General features: G+C 69.2%; 21 protein-coding genes. 2 read left to right on the top strand and 19 right to left on the bottom strand.

The window, feature by feature from the left end; translation table 11 throughout:
- Positions 1-54 precede the first annotated feature (54 nt).
- The 4 genes from glmM to CP976_RS26205 all read right to left on the bottom strand — a co-directional run bounded on the left by glmM (position 55) and on the right by CP976_RS26205 (position 3,112).
- Entirely contained in the window at positions 55-1,413 is a 1,359-nt protein-coding gene (gene glmM / locus CP976_RS26220; RefSeq protein WP_150482532.1) for a phosphoglucosamine mutase, read from the bottom strand.
- Positions 1,414-1,587: 174 nt separating this feature from the next.
- Complete coding sequence (rpsI, locus tag CP976_RS26215; RefSeq protein ID WP_059424859.1) at positions 1,588-2,100, bottom strand: 30S ribosomal protein S9; 513 nt, start codon at positions 2,098-2,100, stop codon at positions 1,588-1,590.
- Between the two features lie 42 nt (positions 2,101-2,142).
- Positions 2,143-2,586 (bottom strand): 50S ribosomal protein L13, encoded by a 444-nt coding sequence (gene rplM, locus CP976_RS26210; protein WP_010036634.1) that lies wholly within the window; start codon positions 2,584-2,586, stop codon positions 2,143-2,145.
- 214 nt (positions 2,587-2,800) lie between these two features.
- Positions 2,801-3,112: a hypothetical protein gene (locus CP976_RS26205; RefSeq protein WP_150482531.1), complete on the bottom strand. Its 312-nt coding sequence runs from the start codon at positions 3,110-3,112 to the stop codon at positions 2,801-2,803.
- 74 nt (positions 3,113-3,186) lie between these two features.
- Between CP976_RS26205 and CP976_RS26200 the strand changes: the two genes are divergently transcribed.
- Complete coding sequence (locus CP976_RS26200) at positions 3,187-4,059, top strand: hypothetical protein (protein WP_150482530.1); 873 nt, start codon at positions 3,187-3,189, stop codon at positions 4,057-4,059.
- Positions 4,060-4,081: 22 nt separating this feature from the next.
- Here the strand turns inward: CP976_RS26200 and CP976_RS26195 are convergent, their stop codons facing one another.
- From CP976_RS26195 to CP976_RS26175, 5 genes are all read right to left on the bottom strand, one after another.
- Positions 4,082-5,167, bottom strand: a complete 1,086-nt coding sequence (locus tag CP976_RS26195) for an NlpC/P60 family protein (RefSeq protein ID WP_150482529.1) — start codon at positions 5,165-5,167, stop codon at positions 4,082-4,084.
- A 39-nt stretch (positions 5,168-5,206) separates the two neighbouring features.
- Entirely contained in the window at positions 5,207-5,689 is a 483-nt protein-coding gene (locus CP976_RS26190; RefSeq protein WP_150482528.1) for a poly-gamma-glutamate biosynthesis protein PgsC/CapC, read from the bottom strand.
- Positions 5,690-5,776: 87 nt separating this feature from the next.
- Complete coding sequence (pgsB, locus tag CP976_RS26185) at positions 5,777-7,288, bottom strand: poly-gamma-glutamate synthase PgsB (RefSeq protein ID WP_229875510.1); 1,512 nt, start codon at positions 7,286-7,288, stop codon at positions 5,777-5,779.
- A gap of 7 nt (positions 7,289-7,295) precedes the next feature.
- The gene (locus tag CP976_RS26180; RefSeq protein ID WP_150485513.1) at positions 7,296-9,542 is read right to left on the bottom strand and encodes a HAMP domain-containing protein; all 2,247 of its coding nucleotides are present in this window, start codon (positions 9,540-9,542) and stop codon (positions 7,296-7,298) included.
- Between the two features lie 204 nt (positions 9,543-9,746).
- On the bottom strand, positions 9,747-10,895 hold the full coding sequence (locus CP976_RS26175; protein WP_229875613.1) for a CapA family protein: 1,149 nt from the start codon (positions 10,893-10,895) through the stop codon (positions 9,747-9,749).
- Between the two features lie 224 nt (positions 10,896-11,119).
- Between CP976_RS26175 and CP976_RS26170 the strand changes: the two genes are divergently transcribed.
- Positions 11,120-11,935, top strand: coding sequence for a hypothetical protein (locus CP976_RS26170; protein ID WP_373304866.1), 816 nt, complete (start codon positions 11,120-11,122; stop codon positions 11,933-11,935).
- Between the two features lie 18 nt (positions 11,936-11,953).
- Here CP976_RS26170 and truA read toward each other — a convergent pair whose 3' ends face one another.
- The 10 genes from truA to secY all read right to left on the bottom strand — a co-directional run bounded on the left by truA (position 11,954) and on the right by secY (position 19,330).
- On the bottom strand, positions 11,954-12,808 hold the full coding sequence (truA, locus tag CP976_RS26165; protein WP_086842622.1) for a tRNA pseudouridine(38-40) synthase TruA: 855 nt from the start codon (positions 12,806-12,808) through the stop codon (positions 11,954-11,956).
- Positions 12,809-12,950: 142 nt separating this feature from the next.
- On the bottom strand, positions 12,951-13,436 hold the full coding sequence (gene rplQ, locus CP976_RS26160; RefSeq protein ID WP_086842624.1) for a 50S ribosomal protein L17: 486 nt from the start codon (positions 13,434-13,436) through the stop codon (positions 12,951-12,953).
- A 115-nt stretch (positions 13,437-13,551) separates the two neighbouring features.
- Entirely contained in the window at positions 13,552-14,574 is a 1,023-nt protein-coding gene (locus CP976_RS26155) for a DNA-directed RNA polymerase subunit alpha (RefSeq protein WP_003966937.1), read from the bottom strand.
- A 151-nt stretch (positions 14,575-14,725) separates the two neighbouring features.
- On the bottom strand, positions 14,726-15,130 hold the full coding sequence (gene rpsK / locus CP976_RS26150) for a 30S ribosomal protein S11 (RefSeq protein WP_003956432.1): 405 nt from the start codon (positions 15,128-15,130) through the stop codon (positions 14,726-14,728).
- Positions 15,131-15,196: 66 nt separating this feature from the next.
- The gene (rpsM, locus tag CP976_RS26145) at positions 15,197-15,577 is read right to left on the bottom strand and encodes a 30S ribosomal protein S13 (protein WP_004984507.1); all 381 of its coding nucleotides are present in this window, start codon (positions 15,575-15,577) and stop codon (positions 15,197-15,199) included.
- 183 nt (positions 15,578-15,760) lie between these two features.
- Positions 15,761-15,874 carry a 50S ribosomal protein L36 gene (rpmJ, locus tag CP976_RS26140; RefSeq protein WP_003998809.1) on the bottom strand — a complete coding sequence of 38 codons (114 nt, stop codon included), beginning with the start codon at positions 15,872-15,874 and terminating at the stop codon, positions 15,761-15,763.
- Between the two features lie 56 nt (positions 15,875-15,930).
- The gene (gene infA / locus CP976_RS26135; RefSeq protein WP_003948620.1) at positions 15,931-16,152 is read right to left on the bottom strand and encodes a translation initiation factor IF-1; all 222 of its coding nucleotides are present in this window, start codon (positions 16,150-16,152) and stop codon (positions 15,931-15,933) included.
- Positions 16,153-16,386: 234 nt separating this feature from the next.
- The gene (gene map / locus CP976_RS26130) at positions 16,387-17,223 is read right to left on the bottom strand and encodes a type I methionyl aminopeptidase (protein WP_150482527.1); all 837 of its coding nucleotides are present in this window, start codon (positions 17,221-17,223) and stop codon (positions 16,387-16,389) included.
- Between the two features lie 131 nt (positions 17,224-17,354).
- Entirely contained in the window at positions 17,355-18,017 is a 663-nt protein-coding gene (locus tag CP976_RS26125) for an adenylate kinase (protein WP_150482526.1), read from the bottom strand.
- Positions 18,017-19,330, bottom strand: a complete 1,314-nt coding sequence (gene secY, locus CP976_RS26120) for a preprotein translocase subunit SecY (protein WP_150482525.1) — start codon at positions 19,328-19,330, stop codon at positions 18,017-18,019. Before secY ends, CP976_RS26125 begins: the two co-directional genes overlap by 1 nt.
- Between the last annotated feature and the right edge of the window lie 188 nt (positions 19,331-19,518).

Here is a 19,518-nt window from a genome sequence, read left to right as displayed (position 1 = left end):
CACACACCACCCGCGGCCCGCCAACAACAGAACCCCCCACCCCCAGCCCGCTCCCTAACCGAGCGCGGACTTCACTACATCAGCCAACCGCCCGGCCACAGACCGAGCCTGCTCGATATCAGCCGCCTCCACCATCACCCGCACCAACGGCTCGGTCCCCGAGGACCGCAACAGCACCCGCCCGGTAGCGCCCAGCTCCCGCTCCGCGTCGGCGACCGCCGCGGACAGCTCGGCCGACGTCGTCACCCGGGACTTGTCGACATCCGGCACATTGATCAGCACCTGCGGCAGCCGCTCCATCACGGACGCCAGCTCCCGCAACGGACGCCCGCTCTGCGCGACCCGCGCCGCCAGCAGCAGCCCGGTCAGCGTGCCGTCGCCCGTCGTCGCGTGGTCGAGGATGATCACGTGCCCGGACTGCTCGCCCCCGAGGGCGAACCCGTGCTCCTTCATCTCCTCCAGCACGTAGCGGTCGCCCACGGCGGTCTGCACGAGCCGGATGCCCTCACGCTCCATGGCGAGCTTGAAGCCGAGGTTGGACATCACCGTCGCCACGACCGTCTCGGACCGCAGCGTGGCGGCCTCGCGCATCGCCAGAGCGAGCACGGCCAGGATCTGGTCGCCGTCCACCTCCTCGCCGGTGTGGTCCACGGCGAGGCACCGATCGGCGTCCCCGTCGTGCGCGATGCCCAGGTCGGCCCCGTGCTCGACGACGGCGGCCTTGATCTTGTCCAGGTGCGTGGATCCGCAGCCGTCGTTGATGTTGAGCCCGTCCGGCTCGGCGCCGATCGTGACGACCTCGGCGCCGGCCCGCTGGAACACCTCGGGCGAGACCCGGGCGGCGGCGCCGTGCGCCTCGTCGAGGACGACCTTCAGCCCGTCGAGCCGATGCGGCAGGGCACGCAGCAGATGCGCGACGTACCGGTCGGAGCCCTCCTCGTACTCGCGTACGCGGCCCACCCCGGCCCCGGTCGGCCGGTCCCACGGGGCGCCGGTGCGGTGCTCCGCGTAGACGGACTCGATCCGGTCCTCCAGCTCGTCGGCGAGCTTGTGCCCGCCGCGGGCGAAGAACTTGATGCCGTTGTCGGGCATGGCGTTGTGGCTCGCGGAGAGCATCACGCCGAGGTCGGCGCCGAGCTCTCCGGTCAGGTACGCCACCGCCGGGGTCGGCAGCACGCCGACCCGCAGGACGTCCACGCCGGCGCTGGCGAGGCCCGCGACCACGGCGGCCTCCAGGAACTCCCCGGACGCGCGCGGATCACGCCCGACCACCGCGGTCGGCCGGTGCCCCTCGAACGTGCCCGCCTCGGCCAGTACGTGCGCCGCGGCCACGGAGAGGCCGAGGGCCATCTCCGCCGTCAGGTCCGCGTTGGCGACACCGCGCACGCCGTCCGTGCCGAAGAGTCGTCCCACTGTGGTGTCCTCCGAATTGCGAGAGAGTGCGGCTCCAGTACATCCCCGGGGACGGTCCGACGTCCGCAGGGGTTGTGTACGGGAACGCCCCGGCGGCACAGAACGTGCCGCCGGGGCGATCGTTGCGAAATCAGGCGCAACGTTGCGAAGACAGTCGCAACGACAGCGACGCGATTAGCGCTTGCTGTACTGCGGGGCCTTGCGGGCCTTCTTCAGACCGGCCTTCTTGCGCTCGACCGCACGGTCGTCGCGCTTGAGGAAGCCGGCCTTCTTCAGCGGGCCGCGGTTGTTGTCGACGTCCGCCTCGTTCAGCGCGCGGGCGACACCGAGACGGAGCGCACCGGCCTGACCGGAGACACCGCCACCGGCGATGCGGGCGACGACGTCGTAGCGGCCCTCGAGCTCGAGCACCTTGAAGGGCTCGTTGACTTCCTGCTGGTGCACCTTGTTCGGGAAGTAGTCCTCGAGGGTGCGACCGTTGATCTTCCACTTGCCGGTGCCCGGGATGATCCGGACGCGGGCGATGGCGTTCTTGCGACGGCCCAGGCCGGCGGCCGGCTGGGGCTCGCCGAAGCGGGAGGCCATGGACTCCGAGGTGTACTCACCCTCGACGGGGACCTCGGACTCGGTGGTGTAGCTGTCGATGTCAAGCTCTTCGAGCGGCTGCTCGGCAGTGGTCTCGGCCACGATTCTCCTCAGATTCTCTTCAGTCTTAGGGGGTGGCCGGACTTACTGCGCGACCTGGGTGATCTCGTACGGCTGCGGCTGCTGCGCGCCGTGCGGGTGCTGGTCACCCTTGTAGACCTTCAGCTTCGAGAGCATCTGACGGCCCAGAGTGTTCTTGGGGAGCATGCCCTTGACGGCCTTCTCGATGGCCTTCTCGGGGTTCTTGTCGAGCAGCTCGTCGTAACGGACGGAGCGCAGACCACCCGGGTAGCCGGAGTGGCGGTACGCCATCTTCTGGGTGCGCTTGTTGCCGGACAGGTGCACCTTGTCCGCGTTGATGATGATGACGAAGTCACCAGCGTCGACGTGGGGCGCGTAGATCGGCTTGTGCTTGCCCCGGAGAAGGGTCGCTGCGGTGGTGGCGAGACGACCCAGGACAACGTCCTGAGCGTCAATGACGTGCCACTGGCGCGTCACATCGCCGGGCTTGGGGCTGTACGTACGCACGGTTCGTAGCCTTCGCTTCGAGTGAATGGTCCTGAACAGGTCACCGAAACGATCACGACAGCCTTGACCGCACTGCGGTGACGCAAACCGCGTGCTGGTCGCTGGTCATCGGCCCGGTGGACCGGTGTAAGGGCCCGTCCCGTGAGAATGAGCAAGCCAATACACAACGAAAGAGCAGAATACCGGGGCTCACCACAGGGGTCAAAACGCGGGATCATCGCCGACGATCCGCCACGCAGACGCACAGGCCCGCACACAGGGTAACGGCCCTCCTCAGCGTCCGGCGCCGCACCGGCCGCAGGTACGGGAACACCGACGACAGCAGCACATCGACGGCCACGGCGGCGCACCACCCCGGCAGGGAGCCGCCGCCGCGCGGACGGCGCAGCGCCCGCAGCGCCCCGACCACGACGGACGGCCACACCCCGACCGCGGCCACCGGCCAGGACCACAGGCACACCAGCAGCACCCCGGCCGGCAGCAGTCGCCCCAACCACCCGAAGATGTCGCCTTTGCCCGTCCGCATGGGAGGAACGCTAGGGGTTCGAGGGCCCGACCAGGCGGACCAGCACGCCCCATGTCCCGTCTAAGATGCGGCCCATGAGCTTTGGGCAGGGGGGACCCCAGTCCCAGTGGGATCCATGGAAACCGCAGTCGCAGCAGCCCTGGAGCAGCGGGGGCGGTCAGTCTCCGGACTGGGCCGCGCTCGCCGAGGCGTCCGAGGCCCGTAACAAACGACGCCGGCTGTTCCTGGTCGGCGGCGGCGCGCTCGCCACCGTCGCGATCGGCGCTGCCGTCGCCGTGGCCGTGGTCTCGGCGGGCGGCGACAACCAGGCGAACAGCCCGACCTCCCAGGTGCCCTCGGCCGGCATCCCGAGCGAGTCCGCCTCGGCCCCGTCGTTCGCCCCGACCAGCGCCCCGCCCCCGCTGGACCCGAAGGACTTCATCGCCAGCGCGAAGAAGGACAAGGCTCCGCTCAGCCCGGACACCCTCTTCCCCGGCACCCAGCTGACCATGGGTGAGACGACGTACAAGAAGGGCCCCACGGCCGACACCGAGAACTGCGCCTCGGCGTCGGGCGGCACGCTCCCGAAGATCCTCACCGCGAACGACTGCACGCGCCTGATACGCGTCACCTACTCCGCGGACGGCATCGCGGTGACGGTCGGCGTGGCGGTCTTCGACACGGAGGCGCAGGCCGCCAAGGCCAAGAGCCAGACCAACAAGAAGAGCTTCGTCAAGTCGCTCTCCGGCGGCGGCGTGAAGGCCTTCTGCGAGTCCGGGTTCTGCCGCACGACCAGCAACTCCTACGGCCGCTACGCCTACTTCACCAACGCCGGCTTCACCAGCGGCAAGGACGTGACGACGAAGGACACCGAGGTGTTCGCCACGGGCGACAACCTCCAGCTGCACACGTTCCGTCAGATCCACCGCCGCGGCCAGGCCCAGGCGTTGGCGGCGGCCAACGAGTGACCGGCCGCCGCCGCGCGTCCGGTCACAGCCTCTTGGCGCTGCGCAGCGTCTTGGCGTAGTAGCCGTTGCCGTCCAGCCGGGACACTCCGCCGACGTCGCCGATGGTCGGTCCGTTGACCTCCTCGCGGCTGGAGACGAAGAGCAGGTGGCCCTCGGTGTCGTAGCCGAGCACCATGCCGACGTGGTCCAGGCGCTGCTTCGTCCGGGTGTCGAGCTTGAAGAAGACGAGGTCCCCGGGCTGGAGCTGGTCGATGCCGGTGGGCCGGTCCTTGGGCGAGATGCCGGTGAGCGGCAGGATGTCGGCACCCTGCTTGGAGCGGGCCATGCCGTTGGCGGTGCGCGGCAGGCCGTCGCCCGACGCGTCCGAGGACATGAGCGGGTAGCGGGCGCGGTAGCCGAACACCATCCGCATGTATCCCGAGCAGTCGATCGACCGGGCACGCGCGGTCTCCGGCTGGCCGATCACGCCGTCCCGGAAGGGGTACTGGACGCCGAGGTAGTCGTAGAAGTCGGACTGCTCCAGGCGCAGGTCGCCGCCCTCCGCCCCGTTCGCGTTGAGGGGGCCGAAGTTGGCGTCACCGGCGTAGACGGTGCCCTGCTCGTCCTTCTTCTGCTTGGCGCCCGCGACGTACTGGAAGGAGATGGCCAGGAGGTCGTCCTCCTTGCTGGACTCGTACTCGGCGTACCAGTCCTTGAACCACTTCTCCTTGTCCGCGCCCTTCTTCCAGGGCTCGGGCATGAGACGGACCCAGTCCGTCGTGGAGACCTTGGAGCTCGTCGACGAGGGCTCGGTGAAGGTGCGGGCCGGTCCGGTCAGGGTCGCGGTGCGCGCCCCGTCGGTGAACACCGCCTTGACCTGGCCGTCGGACCCGCGCAGCACGGAGCGGGCGGGGTTCTCCAGCCGGGACCAGCTCTCCCCGGCCTTGTCGCGGGTCTTCGTCGCGCCGCCGGCCCGGTCCGAGCCGTCCAGCACGCCGACGTTCGTGATCTCCGGGACGCCTTTCTCCTCCTGCTTGCGGAGCTCCACGGTGAGGTAGCCGGAGGTCGCGACGAGCCCCAGCACCACGAGGCCGGAGAGGACCGGCCTCGATTTCTTCTTCCCTGCCATGTGTTCTCTCCTGGGTTCTCAGTCGCCGGGACGCCGGGCTCAGACGGTGGGCATGATGCCGAGCAGCAGTCCGGCGGCGACGACGATGTAGGCCATGAGCGAGACGGTGCCGGTCGCCAGCAGCGTCGGCCCCTTGGGCTGGCGGACCATCTGGTAGGCGATCAGGCCGGGCACGATGAAGCCGAGGGTCTGGTTGCCGTAGAGCAGCGGGAACTCGATCGACAGCACGATCATCACGGTGGCCTGGAGCAGCACGCCCAGCAGGACCACCGCGGCGAACAGCCGCTTGCCGTAGAGGATCACCAGCCGCTGCATGACCTTGGTGCCCGCGTAGGTGAGGGCGGTGACGCCGACCACCATGGCCGCCCGCTGGAGGTCCTCGATGAGGGTCAGGGCGAGCCAGCCCGGCGTGATCATGCCGCCGGGCGACAGGTTGGTGGTCAGGTAGCACAGCAACGAGAAGAACAGGCCGATGGCGATGCCGAGGGCGGCCATCTCGGGGGTCAGGGCGGCGGTGGTCAACGGGGTCTCCGGGCACGGGTGCGGGTCGTGGTGCGGGGCGGTCGGCTCAGGCGTGCGGGCGCTGGGTGTCGTCCCCGCCCGTGGAGGTCAGTGGCGCGGATGCTGCCCACCGCCGTCGGCCGCCGGGTACGGATGACCGCCGCCCGCGTCGTCGCCGTACGGCCAGGTCTCCTGGACCGGGGCGGCGTACTGGCCCTGCCCCTGGCCGTACTGGCCCTGGTGCTGAGCGGCGTGCTGCTGGGCCCACGACGGCTGGCGCTGCTGAGCGGGGATGCGGACCACCGGGATCTCCTGGGTCTGCGAGGCCTGGTAGCGCTCCTCATAGGCCACGGGATACGAGGCGTACGGGTCCAGGCGCGCCGGCTGATGCGGCGGCACCGGGGCGTCCGCGGGCCGGTCCGCTTCCGCGGGGGCGGACTCGTCCGCCGGGAGTTCGGCCAGGTACTCCAGCAGTTCCTCGCCCTGGCCGTGGATGTTGCCGATGGCGACCAGGGAGGAGTCGGCGGACAGGCGCTCCAGCAGGGCGGGCATGAACTCCTCGGCCGACCGGCGCTCGCCCCCGAGGTCGACCGCGCGGTCGCGCCACTCGGCGGGGATGGCGTCGATCGCGCTCTTGGCGGGGTGCCCGATGACGAAGACGTGGTCCGGCTGGAGGTCGGGGATGATCTCGCCCATCTGCCCGTTGCGCTCGACGCGGTCGGGCCGGCAGTTGATCACGACGTTCAGCGGCCGGTGGATGGCTCCGAGGTCGAGCAGCTGGTTGATGTTCATCAGCGTCGACTCGGGGTCGTTGGCCGCGAAGACGTTGGCGAAGGCGAGCCGCTTGCCCTCGGGCGTCGCGTAGCGCTCGACGGACAGCACGCCCGGGTCCGGCGGGGCGTCGTACATGCCCTGGAGGGCGACGCGCCGTTCCACGCCGAGCAGGTCGGCCACGACGAGGGCGATCGCGACGTTCTCCTTGAAGGTGAACCAGCTGAAGCCGCGCAGCTCCTCGTCGGTGACGGTCTCCGGGTCGGCGTAGATGAGCTGGCAGTTACGGGCGTCGGCCTCCTCCTGGAGGATGTGGAAGCGCTCCTTCTCGGCGGTGACGCAGATGCCGTCCTCCGGCATGGAGCGGCACAGCGACCGCGCCACGTCGTCGAGGGTGGGCCCCATCTCGGCGAGGTGGTCCTCGCGGACGTTGCACAGCACGCCGATCGTGGAGCGGATCAGCTTGCTCTGGTTCACCTCCTGGAGGGCCGGCATGACGGCCATGCACTCGATGACCAGGGCGTCGGGCCGGTAGGTGGCGGCCCGGCGCACGATGCCGATCTGCTCCACCACGTTGGCGATGCCGAACTTGCGGTAGACCGGCTCCTCGGTGGCGTCCGGGTGGATGAACCGGGCCGCCGTACCCGTGGTCTTCGCCACGGTCACCAGGTCGCCGCCGCGCAGCGCCCCGGCGCACAGCCGGGTGATGGAGGACTTGCCGCGGATGCCGTTCACGAGCACGCGCGACGGGATGCTGTGCAGGCTGGCGTAGTGCCGGCGCTGTTCCACGATGCCCGCCACCAGCAGCAGCACACTGCCGGTGAGCAGGACGAAGTACAGATAGAGCACGGCTGGGTCACCTTCCCCGAACGCCGGCTTCCGGCTCCGCGAGCCGGCGCGCCTGGGTCTGCTTACGGGCCTGGAGTTGCTGGCGGAGCAGTTCGAGGCTGCGCACGACGGCGCCGACCTCGTCCTGGTAGCGGGGGTACAGCACGGACTTGAGGTCGCCGTCGGCCAGCTTCTCCGCGCCGGCCGCCAGGGCCCGCATCGGCCGGGCCACGACCAGGTACAACCAGCCGAGGCAGACGACGATCAGGGCCAGACCGAGCAGTCCGGCCAGGACGCTGCGGTCCTCGCGCTCGTACGCGGTGATCTGGAAGTCCTTGGCGTTCTGCCAGCTGACCACGGTCCAGCCGATGTCGGCCGCCACACCGCCGCCGGAGAACGGGGCGGCCGCGGCGACCGTGGTCCCGCGCCCCTCGCGGATCAGCAGGCCGTTCTCGACGGGACCGGCGCCGACGTGGACGCTGCCGGCCCGGACGAGATCGGTGAGCGCGTCGCGCGGCAGGTCCTCGAAGGCCAGGAAGCCGTCGCTGGCGGCGATGGTCTGCGTCTTGGAGTCGACCACGCGGACCTCGCCGAGGCCGGGCCGCTTCAGCAGCGAGTTGAGGAACTCCACCCGGACCTCGCCGACCAGGGTCATGCCCTTGTGGTCCGGCAGGGGCGCCCCGGCCTGGACGACCGGCTTCTTCTCGCCCTTTCCGGCCACGCGGACCAGCGGCAGCTCGTCCCCGTCGGCGAAACCGGCGCGCGGCTCCTCGCCCGCGCGGGCGACGACCTCGCCGTCCCCGTCGAGGAGGTACAGCGCCTCGTAGCGGGTGTGCTCGCGCAGGGTCTCCTCGAGCAGTGCCCGTCCGGCGTCGGCGTCGTCCGGGTCGATCAGCCGGGAGGTGGAGACCAGGTCCGCCTGCGCCTCGTTGAGCGCCCGGCGCACCCGGTCGGCGACCAGGTCGGTGCGGTCACGCTGGTCCGCGACCATGCTGGCCGGAATGCTGACGGAGTCGTCGGTGCGGTTCAGCAGGAGGCCGACGGGCACACACCACAGCAGCAGCAGTACGGCGGTCAGCGCGAGCGGCCCGCGCACCCCGAACCGCCCCTTGACGCGCTGGCGCCCGCCGGGATCTTCGGCCGGGCCGCCCAGCTGCGCGCGCAGCCTCTCCAGTGCGGAGCCGATGCGCGCGGCCTCACCCCAGCGGGGCACGTCCACCGGGCGGGTCAGGTCGCCCCGGGCCAGTCGGCGGGACTCAAGGAACAGCCGCAGCAGGGGCCGCTGCACGGTCACCCACAGCACGGCCGCGGCGAGCAGTCCGAGCACCACCAGAGCTCCGGCCGCCAGCAGCCCGTACAGCTCCCGGTCCGCAGCGGCGCCCTCCTGCTGGACCACGGGCAGCAGGGCGACGACGGTGAGCCCGAGGCCCGCGCCGACGCTCTTCTTCTCCTCCGGGTCGGCGGACGAGAGGGAGGCGTAACCGGCCGTGGCGACACGGCCGTTGTAGCTCCCGCCGACCAGGGTCCCGCTGACACCGGGGTAGCCGCGGGAGCCCGGCTCCCTGGCGCTGACCGGGTCCTGCTCGGTCTCCCGTGCCGCCTTGGCGGACAGCCCGCTCATCTGCTTCTGGAGGAAGCCGAGCTCCTTGCGCTCCTGGTCGGAGTTGAGCGCCTCGGACTGCTCGAAGCCGGCCGTCGCGAGGATCTCCCCGCCGGTGGCGACGACCGCCATGGAGCGGAACTGGCCCAGGTTGATGGCGGGCACGGACAGGCTGTTGGAGGCGACCAGCAGTTGCTGCGGCCGGTCCTCGAAGTCCAGGACCGCCATGGTCATCAGGCGTACGTCACCGGTCTCCAGCCGCACCATGCGGGGCTTGAGGGCCGTGTCCCCGGTGAGGACGTCCTTGTCGAGCCACCCGAGGGGAATCGTTTCCCCCCTGGCGGCCAGCACCTTGCCGCTCTCCAGGTCCAGGACCGTGGTGCCCGTCCACTTCTGGTAGGTCTTCCCCAGGTCGGACAGGACGCGCTCGGGCTTCACCGGCGGCCCCGCGTTCAGCGCGGCGGCGGTGCGGTTGAGGTCGGTGACCCGCTCGTCGATCGAGGCGCGCAGGGCGATGGCGCCGTCCTCCGCGAAGTGCCGCTGCGAGGAGAGCACCGCCTGCGGTACGGCCTGCTCGCCGGCGGGGCCGAGCACCTGGGCGGTGAGGCCGGCGAGGGCCAGCACCAGCACGCACAGCAGCGCGATCGGGGGACGGACGCCGCCCAGCAGCGGCATGTCCGCGCGTCTCCGGCTGCGCCGCCGTCCCCCCTTCACGGGGCGCACGGCGCGGGTGGGTGTCACCGGTGGTCTCCTCCGGCCTCTCTGGGTGAAGAACGGCCGCACAGAACACCGCTCCCGCGGGAGAGGCAACGGACCGCCGTATACAAGACTGTTGGGGAGCGCCGAAGTTGTGCCGGTCGCCCCGTATGCGCTGTGGCGCTAGTCACGCTCCAGCGTGAGCTCCTTCAGGCCGTCGCCCCCCGGCGCCCCGCGGTTGTACAGGAAGCCACGCGTGCGGTCGGCCGCCAGCCGGTAGCGGGCGAGCCGCTCCTCGGAGAGGTCGCCCGGCGCGTCGAGCGCCCGCCGTACGTCCACCACCCGGTGGTCCTCGACCGCGCCGGCGGGCGGCTTCTCACCGGCCTCCACCTCGGGCGGGATGTCCACCAGCGTCGTGGCGTAGCGGGCGGAGACGTCCCAGCCGTCGGTCGTCTCGCGGAACTCGAACCAGCCGATCGCGCCCTCCTCGGTGAGCCCGGTGGGCGAGGAGTGACGGGCGACCTGGTTGCCCAGGCTGTAGGCGACCCAGGTGCCGTTCACCTTCTGGATCGGCTGCACCACATGGGCGTGGTGCCCGATCACCAGGTCGACCCCGGTCTCCGTGGTGAGCCGCTCCGCCAGTTGCAGCTGGGGGGCGCTCGGTTCGTTGTAGTGCTCGAGCCCCCAGTGGACCGAGAGGATGACCACCTCGGCACCCTTCTCGCGGGCCCGGGCCTCGGCGTCCTTGATCGCGTCCGTGCCGATCTGGTTGAACGCCCACTTCTCCTTCTCCGGCGTCGGGTTCAGGAACGACATCCAGGAGAACGAGAGGTGGGCGACCTTGACGCCGTTGACGTCACGGATGTTGATCCGTTCCGCTTCCTTGGGCGTGCGGGCGGAGCCCGTGTGCCCGAGGCCGGCCTTGTCCATGGCGTTCAAGGTGCGCCGCACGGCCCCGAGGCCGTGGTCGTAGGTGTGGTTGGAGGCCGTCGAGCAGGTGTCGTAGCCCACGTCCTTGAGTGACGTCAGGATCTGCGGCGGCACGAGGAACTCCGGGTACCCCTCGAAGGGCCCCCGCGGCTTTCCGACGGGCGTCTCCATGTGACAGATGGCCAGGTCGGCCTTGCTGACGACCGGCTTGATCCCGGCGAGCAGCGGCCCGAAGTCCAGCCCGGCCTCGCCCTCGCCGGTCTTCTTGGCATCCTTGGCGGCCTGGTCGACCAGCTCGGGGTGGATCAGCACGTCACCGGCGGCGGCGACGGTGAACGAGCGGCCGTCCGGCTTCACCTGAGGTGAGGAGGCCGCGGAGGTACACGCGGTCGTCACGGCGATGATGGCCGCGAAAGCGCTTGCCGCCCGGGCGATCCGGAGAGGTTTACGAAGTGTCACCGCATCATATTCACATGAAGCACACAAGCACCACGGAAGTTACCGTCACAAGACAGTCACACTTGACTCGAATTATGGTCCAAATCGGACTTGTCCTCGCCTTGTTCGGCTGTCAATCGGCACCAGACCGGTCAACGGACGACTCCACTCCGGGCGCCCGGGAGCTGGTGGACCTCCGCAGCAGGATCCTCGCGTACACGGCGGACCTGGAGCCCGACGCCGCGTACTCTCCACCGGACGACACCCAGCGCGAGCGCGTCGCCGAGAGCGTCGGCCACCTCCTGGACGGCGACGCCACGAAGGCCGAACGGCTGCTCGACCCCCTCGGCTTGAAGCTCACCCGCCTCACCGACACCGAGTCCGGCCGCAGGTACGACGAGATCGCCGCCTCCGGCCCCGGCCGGGCCGAACGCTGGGGGCGCCTCTACCTGACCGCCGACTCCGACGTCCGCTGGAACGCCCAGGTACCGCACCCGGTCTCCGACCGGGACACCGAACGCCTCGGCGTGCGGCTCCTGGAGGACAACCCCGGCGGCTCGCTGGTCCTCGCCGGCGCACACCGCGATGCGGGCCGGCGCGACGCCGCCGACGTCGCCCACCGGGCGGACAGCGTCTTCCACGCCATCGTCGTGGAGCTCCAGAAACGCGACGTCCCGGGCGTGCAACTGCACGGCTTCGCCAAGGACTCGGACCGCCCCTACGAGGCGGTCCTGTCCACCGGAGCCGCGCGGAGCACCCTCACCGAGGCCGCCGCCCTGGCCGACGCCATGCAGGCCGACGGGCTGCGGGTGTGCCGGGGCTGGTCGGCCCGCTGCCCCCTGGAAGGCGCCACGAACGTCCAGGGCAAGGCCGCGGAGCGCCACCACGCCAAGTTCCTCCACGTGGAGCTCTCCCCCAAGGCACGCGGCGACGGCAACGACGCCGACGCCGCCACCGCGGCCCTCTCGGGCCTGGTCACCACCTGGAACTCCGCCCGCCGGTGAGGGGCCCCTGGAAGCCGGTCAGCAGCACCGTGCCGACGGCAGCGACCGCTTGTTCCGCGCCTCCTTGCTGCGCGCGGCGAGCAGCTCGTCGGCCGGGTAGCCGACCTCCTCCAGCGTCAGCCCGTGCGGCCGTACGACGTGCACGGCCGAGTCCCGTACGCCGGCCGCCAGCACCTTCGCGGGCCAGTCCGGCGGCCGGTGCCCGTCGCCCACGAACAGCAGCGCCCCGATCAGCGACCGCACCATGTTGTGGCAGAAGGCGTCGGCCCGCACGGTCGCGGTGATGATCCCGTCGTCGCCCTTCACAAGACTCAGCTCCTGGAGCGTACGGATCGTCGTCGCGCCCTCCCGCTTCTTGCAGTAGGCGGCGAAGTCGTGCTCCCCGAGCAGCCGCCGCGCGGCCTCGTTCATGGCATCGACGTCCAAGGGCCAGTCGTGCCACAGCACATGGTTGCGCAGCAGCGGATCGACGCCCCCGGGATTGTCGGTGACCCGGTACGCGTACCGCCTCCAGATCGCCGAGAACCGCGCGTTGAAGCCGCTGGGCGCCTCCCTGAGGGCCCACACCCGCACGTCCCTGGGCAGCCGCCCGGCGAGCCGCTTCAGCAGCTTCGGGTGGTGCTCGGCCCAGACCTCACGCGGCAGATCGACATGCGCCACCTGCCCCCGGGCATGCACCCCGGCATCGGTACGCCCCGCCACGGTCAGCTCGTACGTCTCCCCCGACCGGGTCACGGTCCGCAGAGCGTCCTCGATCTCCCCCTGCACGGTCCGCCGCCCCCCGGCCTGCTTGGCCCACCCGGAGAACTCGCTCCCGTCGTACGACAGGTCGAGACGCACACGCACGTAACCGGCTGCTGCTTCATCACTCACGTACAGATCCTCTCAGCAACAAAAAGCGGGCCCGCCCCTCAAAGAGGAGCAGGCCCGCCAACGCCCCTTTAAGGGGCGCGGGGAACTGCGCGAACAACCACGACGAAGCCGCAGCCGCCAACAAACAATCCCCGGCAGACGCTCAGGCGTCCTTGGACTCCTCGGCGTCATCAGCCTTGGTCACATCGACCTGAGCCTCAGAAGCCTCGGCGTCCTTGGCGGCACGCTTGGTCGCGGCCTCGGCCTCACCCGTCGCCTCCTGCGCCACCGTCAGCGCCTCGACCAGCTCGATGACAGCCATGGGCGCGTTGTCGCCACGGCGGTTACCGATCTTGGTGATGCGGGTGTAGCCACCCGGACGGTTCTCGTAGCGCGGGCCGATCTCGGTGAAGAGCGTGTGGACGATGCTCTTGTCCGTGATGACCTGGAGCACCTGACGGCGGTTGTGAAGGTCGCCCTTCTTCGCCTTGGTGACCAGACGCTCGGCGTACGGACGCAGCTTGCGCGCCTTCGCCTCGGTGGTGGTGATCCGGCCGTGCTCGAACAGCGACTTCGCGAGGTTCGCGAGCATCAGCTTCTCGTGCGCGGCGCTGCCGCCCATACGGGCACCCTTGGTGGGCTTCGGCATGGTGTTTCTCCTAGGTGTCTGCCCCGGCCGTATCAGGTACCGGGGTCAGTATCCGAGCGAGCGGTTGCCCGTCGGAGATCCGGGGTCCGCTGACGCGAACCCCGGAAGCAGAGACTCAGTACTGCTCGGTCTCCACGAAGCCCGCGTCCGCGTCGTCGTCCGCGCCGAAGGCGTCCGCCGCAGCGGTCGGGTCGAATCCGGGCGGGCTGTCCTTCAGGGCCAGGCCCATGCCGGCCAGCTTCGCCTTGACCTCGTCGATCGACTTCGCACCGAAGTTGCGGATGTCGAGCAGGTCGGCCTCGGAACGCGCCACGAGCTCACCCACGGAGTGGATGCCCTCACGCTTGAGGCAGTTGTACGACCGAACGGTGAGCTCCAGCTCCTCGATCGGCAGGGCGAGATCGGCGGCGAGAGCGGCGTCCGTCGGGGACGGACCCATGTCGATGCCCTCGGCGTCGATGTTGAGCTCGCGGGCCAGACCGAACAGCTCGACCAGGGTCTTACCGGCCGACGCCATGGCGTCACGGGGACGCATGGCCTGCTTGGTCTCGACGTCGACGATCAGCTTGTCGAAGTCGGTCCGCTGCTCGACACGCGTGGCCTCGACCTTGTACGTGACCTTGAGCACCGGCGAGTAGATCGAGTCGACCGGGATCCGGCCGATCTCCTGGCCGACCTGCTTGTTCTGCACGGCGGAGACGTAACCGCGGCCACGCTCGACCGTCAGCTCCATCTCCAGCTTGCCCTTGCCGTTGAGCGTGGCGAGGACGAGGTCGGGGTTGTGCACCTCGACACCGGCCGGGGGCGCGATGTCGGCGGCGGTGACCAGACCCGGGCCCTGCTTGCGCAGGTACATCACGACCGGCTCGTCGTGCTCCGAGGAGACGACGAGCTGCTTGATGTTGAGGATCAGGTCGGTGACGTCCTCCTTGACGCCCGGCACGGTGGTGAACTCGTGCAGCACGCCGTCGATGCGGATGGACGTGACCGCCGCACCCGGGATCGAGGAGAGGAGGGTCCGGCGCAGGGAGTTGCCGAGGGTGTAACCGAAGCCCGGCTCCAGCGGCTCGATCACGAACCGGGAGCGGAATTCGTCGACGACCTCTTCGGTCAACGAGGGACGCTGAGCGATCAGCATGTGTGGATCAGATCCTTCAGTCGGGGGCGCCCGCTATTTGACGCCCGACTTGATCCGTCCCCGACGAAAAGGGACGGGTACTGCAAGGGTACGGGCGATACGGCCCTTTGCAGAGCCGTACCGCCCGAAACCGCTGCCCGTGAAACGAACGTCAGACGCGACGGCGCTTCGGCGGACGGCAACCGTTGTGCGGGGTCGGGGTGACGTCCTGGATGGAGCCGACCTCGAGGCCCGTGGCCTGGAGGGAGCGGATCGCGGTCTCACGACCGGAACCCGGGCCCTTCACGAACACGTCGACCTTGCGCATGCCGTGCTCCTGGGCGCGGCGGGCAGCCGACTCGGCGGCCATCTGCGCGGCGAACGGCGTGGACTTCCGGGAACCCTTGAAGCCGACGTGGCCGGCGGAGGCCCAGGAGATCACGTTGCCGGACGGGTCCGTGATCGAGACGATCGTGTTGTTGAACGTGCTCTTGATGTGCGCGTGGCCGTGAGCGACGTTCTTCTTTTCCTTGCGGCGCACCTTCTTGGCAGCGCCCTGACGACCCTTGGGGGGCATCTATAACTCCTACGGGAGGTGGTCGGTCCTACAGCGAAGACCGCTGGACGGCGAGTCCGCTGCGGACTACTTCTTGCCCGGCTTCTTCTTGCCGGCGATGGCGCGACGCGGGCCCTTGCGGGTACGAGCGTTCGTGCTGGTGCGCTGACCGCGGACGGGCAGACCGCGGCGGTGACGCAGACCCTGGTAGGTACCGATCTCGACCTTGCGGCGGATGTCGGCCTGGATCTCGCGACGGAGGTCACCCTCGGTCTTGATGTTGTTGTCGACGTACTCGCGGATCGCGACGAGCTGCTCCTCGGAGAGGTCGCGAACGCGGGTGTTCGGGTCGACGCCGGTGGCGGCCAGCGTCTGCTGCGAGAGGGTCCGGCCGATGCCGAACACATAGGTGAGGGCGATCTCCACGCGCTTTTCGCGCGGGATGTCAACACCGGAAACGCGTGCCATTCAATGGCTCCAGTTACTTGACGGAGGTCTTCCACAGAACCGACTCCCAGCCGCCGTACTAGGTACGAACTGGGTCCCCGGCCTCCGACCGGGGGTGTCAGACCCGGGGGTCTGGGTCCTGCGTATGAACATATTCAGCTTGCGTCGCGCGAAATTCTGCGGATGCAGAGGTGCGGTCGTGCGTCAGCCCTGGCGCTGCTTGTGGCGCGGGTTCTCGCAGATGACCATGACCCGGCCGTGACGGCGGATCACCCTGCACTTGTCGCAGATCTTCTTGACGCTCGGCTTGACCTTCATGGGTGAGGTTCTCCGGGTCAGTGCCACCACCCCGGAAGCCGGGGCGCGGGCAAGATCTACTTGTAGCGGTAGACGATCCGGCCACGCGTCAGGTCGTACGGAGACAGCTCCACCACGACCCGGTCGTCAGGGAGGATGCGGATGTAGTGCATGCGCATCTTGCCGCTGATGTGTGCCAGGACCTGGTGGCCGTTCTGGAGCTCGACCTTGAACATGGCGTTCGGAAGAGACTCGACGACAGTGCCCTCGATCTCGATGGCACCTTGCTTCTTGGCCACGCTTCGCCCTTCGAATCGACTACCTTGATCGACTCAGTGCGAGCGCATGCAGACATGCGGATGCACAAGAGCCGACGAGTCAGTCTACGTCAGGGCTCCCGGAAACACGAATCGAGAGAGCCTGCCCCAGCCGAGAGATCTTTAAGCGCCCCCGAAGGGGCGCGGGGAACTGCGCGAACAACCCCCACGCCCCCGCAGCCGCCGACGGTCCGAACCGCCCTCCCCGGCAGGCGCTCAGCCCAAGGGGTCGGGTGCCGCCGTGATGCCCAGCTCCGCCAGCTTCGCCTTGCCCCCGTCGGGAGACGTCAGCACCAGCGGCCCCTCCTCCGTCAGCGCGACGGAGTGCTCCCAGTGCGACGACCACGTACCGTCCGTGGTGACGACCGTCCAGTCGTCCTCCAGGACCTCCGTCTTCGGCGTCCCCAGCGACACCATCGGCTCGATCGCGAGGCAGAACCCGGGCACCAGCTTCGGGCCCTTGCCGCGCCGGCGGTCGACGTAGTTCAGCAGGTGCGGGTCCATGTGCATCTCGGTGCCGATGCCGTGGCCGCCGTAGTCCTCGATGATCCCGTAGCGGCCGCCGCCGGGCTTGGGCTGGCGGCGGATGTACGTCTCGATCGCCCGGGAGACGTCGACCAGCCGGCCGCCCTGCTTCATGGCCGCGATGCCGGCCCACATCGACTCCTCGGTCACCCGGGAGAGCTCGACCAGCTCCGGCGCGTGACCGGAGCCCACGAAGGCCGTGTAGGCCGCGTCGCCGTGCCAGCCGTCGATGATCGCGCCGCAGTCGATGGAGATGACGTCCCCGTCCTTGAGGACGACGTCGTCGGACGGGATGCCGTGCACGACGACCTCGTTCACGGACGTGCAGATCGTCGCCGGGAAGCCGCCGTACCCGAGGAAGTTCGGCTTGGCGTTGTGCTCGGCGAGCACCTTGCGCGCCACCTGGTCCAGATCCTTCGTCGTGGCCCCCGGCACGGCGGCTTCGCGCGTCGCCGCGTGAATGGCGGCGACGACCAGCCCCGCCTCACGCATCTTGGCGATCTGCTCGGGGCTCTTGATCTGCACCATGGGGGCTACGGCCTTTCTGGACCTTCGGAGAACATGAACGCCTTCAACGATACGGGGCCCCGTGAGGACCCCGCCCACACAGCAGCCGCGGCTCCCCGAGGGGAACCGCGGCCGTAGCTGTGCATGAACGACTACTTGTCGCCCTCGCCACGCTTGAGCGCCTCCATGGCGCGCGTCGTGACGTCCTCCACCTTGCCGAGCGCGGAGATCGTGACCACCAGGCCCTGCGCCTTGTAGTAGTCGATGATCGGCTCGGTCTGCGTGTGGTAGACCTCCAGCCGCTTGCGGACGGTCTCCTCGGAGTCGTCGTCCCGCTGGTAGAGCTCGCCGCCGCAGACGTCGCAGACGCCCTCCTTGGCCGGCGGCTTGTACGTCACGTGGAAGACGTGCGCCGACTCGTTGCGGCAGACGCGGCGGCCGGCGATCCGCTTGACCACCTCGTCCTCGGGGACCTCCAGGTCCAGCACCGCGTCGAGCTGCATGCTCTCGGTCTCGAGCAGCTCGTCGAGGGCCTCGGCCTGGGAGACGTTGCGGGGGAAGCCGTCCAGCAGGAAGCCGTTCTCGGCGTCCGGCTGCTCCATGCGGTCCTTGGCCATCGCGATCGTGACCTCGTCGGGCACGAGATTGCCCGCGTCCATGTAGGACTTCGCCAGTTTGCCGAGTTCCGTCTGCTGGCTGATGTTGGCCCGGAACAGGTCGCCCGTGGAGATGTGCGGGATCGACAGGTTCTGAGCGAGGAACGCGGCCTGCGTTCCCTTACCGGCGCCCGGCGGCCCGACGAGGACGATACGCATCAGCGGAGGAACCCTTCGTAATTGCGCTGCTGGAGCTGGCTCTCGATCTGCTTCACCGTCTCGAGACCCACACCCACGATGATCAGGATGCTGGTCCCGCCGAACGGGAAGTTCTGGTTTGCCCCGAAACCAGCCAACGCCATCGTCGGCACGAGAGCGATCAGTCCCAAGTACAGCGAACCCGGCCAGGTGATCCGGTTGAGCACGTACGACAGGTACTCAGCGGTCGGCCGGCCAGCCCGGATGCCCGGGATGAAGCCACCATACTTCTTCATGTTGTCCGCGACTTCCTCGGGGTTGAACGAGATGGCCACGTAGAAGAAGGCGAAGAAAATGATCAGGAAGAAGTAGAGGACGATGTGCATCGGGGCGTCCGGCAACGCAAGATTCTTCTCGATCCAGATCTTCCAGCCGGAGTTTCCACCGGCGAACTGCGCGACCAGTGCCGGGATGTACAGCAGCGACGAGGCAAAGATCACAGGGATGATGCCGGCCTGGTTGACCTTCAGCGGAATGTAGGTCGACGTACCGCCGTAGGACCGGCGGCCGATCATGCGCTTCGCGTACTGGACCGGAATACGGCGCTGAGCCTGCTCGACGAAGACCACCAGGCCGATCACGACGAGACCGACCGCGACGACGGTGCCGAACTCGATCCAGCCGTCGGCCAGGGAGCCCTGCTCCTTGATGGCCCACAGGGCGGACGGGAAGGTGGCGGCGATCGAGATGAACATCAGGATCGACATGCCGTTGCCGATGCCGCGGTCGGTGATGAGCTCGCCGAGCCACATCACGAACGCCGTACCGGCGGTCATGGTGATGACCATGGTGATGGTGACGAAGATCGACTGGTCAGGAACGATCTGGCTGGCCACCGGGCAGCCCGAGAACAGGGCGCCGCTGCGGGCGGTGGCGACGAGGCCGGTGCCCTGGAGGATGGCGAGGGCCACAGTCAGGTAGCGGGTGTACTGCGTGATCTTCGCCGTACCGGCCTGGCCCTCCTTCTTCAGGGCTTCCAGGCGCGGGATCACCACGGTCAGCAGCTGCAGAATGATGCTCGCCGTGATGTACGGCATGATGCCCAGCGCGAAGATCGTGATCTGGAGCAGCGCGCCGCCGCTGAACATGTTCACCAGACCGAACAAGCCCTGGTTGGCCTGGGCATTGTCGATACAGGTCTGGACGTTCCGGTAGTCGACACCCGGGATCGGGACGTGCGTACCGACCCGGTAGATCACGATGATGCCGAGCGTGAAGAGCAGCTTCTTGCGCAGGTCGGGCGTCTTGAACGCCCGGGCGAACGCGGTGAGCACGGTGCCTCCTGCGACCCCCGCGCAACTGCGTCAAGGGTGACGGTCTTGAGGTTCGACGAATAAGTAACGGTCAACTGCCGCTCAGAGTGCCCGAAGTGCAGCACCCTGTGAAAAGAGGGCAGTGCAGGCCACCTTACCGGCGAGACTGCCGCCCTAGGAACGACCAACCGGGGATACCCCATATGTTG

Source organism: Streptomyces coeruleorubidus, from assembly GCF_008705135.1.
GTDB classification, from domain to species: domain Bacteria; phylum Actinomycetota; class Actinomycetes; order Streptomycetales; family Streptomycetaceae; genus Streptomyces; species Streptomyces coeruleofuscus.
The sequence above is the reverse complement of the archived record's forward strand: the minus strand, read 5'-3'. Positions and strand labels throughout refer to the sequence as shown.